Here is a 3,605-nt window from a genome sequence, read left to right as displayed (position 1 = left end):
ACTAATTGCGACAACGAAAACCAAAGAGTTGCCAAATATAATCGAAGAAAAACCACCGTCGTGAACGGATACACCTATTGAGCCCTATGGGAGGGCACAATAGGTAAACAGACTTGAACGGCTTATCGAGTTGTTCCATAAGGATCTCTTTAGGCAAATCGCACAAAAGCAACTAACAACCCGTATGTATAAAAGTAAAAACCTTTTTTCCCTCTTTAACGCACTGATTATGATACCTTGCAGCATATTTAGATAGTAGAATTTTATAATCTTGAATTTGCCCTTTTTCTTTTTTATTTTTTAATTCCTGTTTTAATAATTCACTTACACCTAATTTACCCTCTACTCCTGTAGAAACAATCAATATGGCCTCTTGATAATCAATAGGATCTATAGCTAACCATTCTTCTAAAAATGATGGCGGTATACCACCCTCTTGATCATCATAGGCTCTGGACTTCATACCTATTTGACTAGTTTTAGGAAATTTTTCTAGTGTCAAACAACCATAAAAGTTAGGGGTTAAAATCCAGTTAATTTGTTCTTTATTGGTGTCGACAATATTTTTTTCAGATGTTGGATAACAATCTGCTGCATGAAAACATGCCTGATGCTTGGCAACATGAAAACGCAACCTACTTAAACCTAACTTAGTAATAATACAATGATCTTCATGCAATTTATCTTCTGAATCATTAACCTCTGACCAAATGGGATGATTTTGATTATCTTCCTTTTCTTCAGGTTTATCAGGGCACGACGAGCCCAACAAACACAATGGAATAACCAACAATGACTTGACTAAGGGTGATAACAAGCATGTAAAATAACGCATAAGTAAATGGAAAATGTTTAAATATATGGGGAAAAATTAAAAAATATAACTTGCAACGAAACTGAAATTAAATTTTAAGTCTAAAAAAACAAGTTGCATACAAAGATAGGCTTTTAGCTTGTAAGATTTCTCTTTTGCAAAGTTAATAGATGAAAATCTATAAACTAGAAGATAGGCGCTGGTTTTTTAGAAAAAAAAACGTAACATTGTGAGGTATTGTTTACTTATCGACAAGATTTTCCTATATCGGTAGGTTTGCTAAAAGGGCCCATAGCTCAGTCGGTTAGAGCATCTGACTCATAATCAGCAGGTCCCAGGTTCAAGTCCTGGTGGGCCCACATTGGTTGTCTAGTTTTATTTATTTTATTTAGACTACTTGCTTGTTCATATTAAGCCCTAATAGCCATCTTTTCTATTGTGTTGTCCCATACCCATGACGATGCTCCGATTGCCATTTATGACAGTGGTGTAGGTGGTTTGGCGATTGCTCAAGCAATCCAAGCATTGTTACCAAATGAATCCATCCATTACATTGCCGATACTAAAAACTTGCCTTATGGTGAAAAGTCATCCATAGCACTATGTGGCTATATCAGGCAAGTGGTCAACTTTTGTTTAAGCAAACGCTATAAACTCTTGGTAATTGCTTGTAACACTGCCACCGCTGCTGCAGATCATTTTTTGCCATCTTATCTTAAAACGATAGGGCAGGCAATCGATACGATTAACGTTATTGATCCAGTAATCAACTACATCCATTCAGCAAACCGTTATAAATATATAGGGCTTATAGGCACAAATTATACCGTAGCACATGGCATCTATCCAGAACGATTTCAAACAGCCGGCATCAAGCTTAGTGCGTTAGCTACTCCCCTACTGGTTCCTATGGTAGAAGCTTCTTTTAATAGTGGTAAGGTGGACCACCTGTTATTAGATCATTATCTCAACCAAATTATTGCTCCGCATTTAGATGCACTGATTCCAGCCTGTACCCATTATATATTTTTGAAAAAAGCACTAAAAAAAATTTTAAGCACACGTTATGCAAAAAAGATTGAAGTCATAGATGTGGCAAAGCTTACCGCATTAGCGGTCCAACAGTTACTCACTGCACGTAATCTGTTGAATAACACGAATCAAAAACCACCTGATTGTTTTATGGCAACCGCACTTACCTCAGCTTTTAAAAATGCTAGTAAAAAACTATTTGGACAAATGCCTGTAGCCATTAACTTAAAAGGCTATACCCAATCCGCCGTTAGATGCTTATCTAAGCGTAACGTCTTACCTCTCTGAGCCTAATTTGAAAAGAGAAACTGAACTGTTTTGTTCATTTTTAGCACAATTTATAATCATATAATACTGCATTCCGCTTATTGGATACCTTAGCCTATTGTCTAGCGCTTCAAGTATAAACCTAGTTACGAGAACTATACTAATGATTAGCCATTAAAAAATAAATAGCTATTAGCTGCAGGTATATTAAGTTATTTTGTAAATTGTGAACCATAGAATGGTTTTTTTATTTTATATCAGTAACCTCTATTGAAACATACAAAACGGACCAACATGCAAATAAAAAATAAGAACTATATGATAGGCTTATTGACCCTATCCTCGTTGGGAATTTTATATTATGGTTTTTTATTCCTTAAAGGTCACAATATATTTTCTAAATATAATGATTATCAAATTTTTTATCCTGTAAATAAAAACTTGTGTGTTTCTGCTCCTGTTAAACTAAAAGGCCACGTAGTAGGCATGGTTACAAAAGTAGAAATCAAGCCTAAGCAAAATTATGGTACATTGGTTACCATTCAGTTAGATAAACAATTTCCTCTGACCCACACTAGTAAGGTTATGTTGAATAATGCAGGTATGATGGAAGGAAATGCTTTGGAAATTGAGTTGAATAAAGGAAATCCCATCACTAGAAATGATATTATCACGGGCCAATTTCACCCAGATTTTAATGATATTGATATTAAGGCAATGACGGCACAGGTAGCCACTGTGACCCAGAATCTTATCAAGACTACTGAAGGTGTTAATGCCATTCTAGTTAACCTTGAAAAAACAAGTTATACCTTAAAAACTGCGGTCAAAGGGCTCGAGCAAAACATAGGCACCATTGCAAAACATATCATTGCTATTTCTTCTCCATTGGCTGATTCAAAAATAGGTATACCGGCTATGCTCCCTGTTATGCATGACCTAATTTTGGAAGTAAGGTCAATTCCTGTTCAAGAGATCTCTTATAGGATTAACAATATGCTCAAAGATGTAGAAAAATTAATACGAACCACTTCTAGCGATACTGGAACGCTTGGGTTATTTATGCATGATCCATCATTTTATCATAATATTAATTATGGTATAGAGAATTTGAACAAATTAATTTTTGATCTAAAAAAGCGACCTTGGCGTTATGTACATTTTTCTTTATTTGGGAGAAAAAAATAAGAAAAAAGCATTGTCCTACCGCTAGCGTATACACTGTTGTATAACATATCGATTAAGTACCGTGGTTAGGTTAGGCAAAAAAGAAAAAAATGGGCATCTGTTCATCAAATTGGTAAAAAACTTTTTTTATATCACTTTTTGCTTGATTAAAAGTACCTGTTCAAGTCAGTGGCAAATAGATGTTTTTAACTTACTTTTTTCTTGATAAAAAAGTAAGCAAAAAATCAAGCCCTGGTAAAAAGTTGCGGAAAGCTCTCCTTACAGCTGGAAAAACAGCATCCACCCTCCAACATCCATTGCAGCT

3 protein-coding genes and 1 tRNA gene are annotated in these 3,605 nt (G+C 35.1%); 3 read left to right on the top strand and 1 reads right to left on the bottom strand.

Annotated features, from left to right (window positions below; all coding sequences use genetic code 11):
- Window positions 1–172: 172 nt before the first annotated feature.
- On the bottom strand, window positions 173–835 hold the full coding sequence (locus MUW73_RS02800) for a hypothetical protein (RefSeq protein WP_243018674.1): 663 nt from the start codon (window positions 833–835) through the stop codon (window positions 173–175).
- Window positions 836–1,099: 264 nt separating this feature from the next.
- Here MUW73_RS02800 and MUW73_RS02795 point away from each other — a divergent pair.
- From MUW73_RS02795 to MUW73_RS02785, 3 genes are all read left to right on the top strand, one after another.
- Window positions 1,100–1,173: transfer RNA gene (locus MUW73_RS02795), tRNA-Ile, on the top strand.
- Window positions 1,174–1,252: 79 nt separating this feature from the next.
- On the top strand, window positions 1,253–2,134 hold the full coding sequence (gene murI / locus MUW73_RS02790; RefSeq protein WP_243018673.1) for a glutamate racemase: 882 nt from the start codon (window positions 1,253–1,255) through the stop codon (window positions 2,132–2,134).
- A gap of 273 nt (window positions 2,135–2,407) precedes the next feature.
- Window positions 2,408–3,301: an MlaD family protein gene (locus MUW73_RS02785; protein WP_243018672.1), complete on the top strand. Its 894-nt coding sequence runs from the start codon at window positions 2,408–2,410 to the stop codon at window positions 3,299–3,301.
- Window positions 3,302–3,605 lie beyond the last annotated feature (304 nt).

Origin of the sequence: Candidatus Cardinium sp. cByotN1, from assembly GCF_022810525.1 — a bacterium.
Classification (GTDB): Bacteria; Bacteroidota; Bacteroidia; order Cytophagales; family Amoebophilaceae; genus Cardinium.
This window is presented reverse-complemented; position numbering and strand designations above follow the sequence as displayed.

Coding starts and splice junctions, on each gene's coding strand:
- MUW73_RS02800 (WP_243018674.1), bottom strand. CDS start 835: ATGCGTTATTTTACATGCTTGTTATCACCCTTAGTCAAGTCATTGTTG.
- MUW73_RS02785 (WP_243018672.1), top strand. CDS start 2,408: ATGCAAATAAAAAATAAGAACTATATGATAGGCTTATTGACCCTATCC.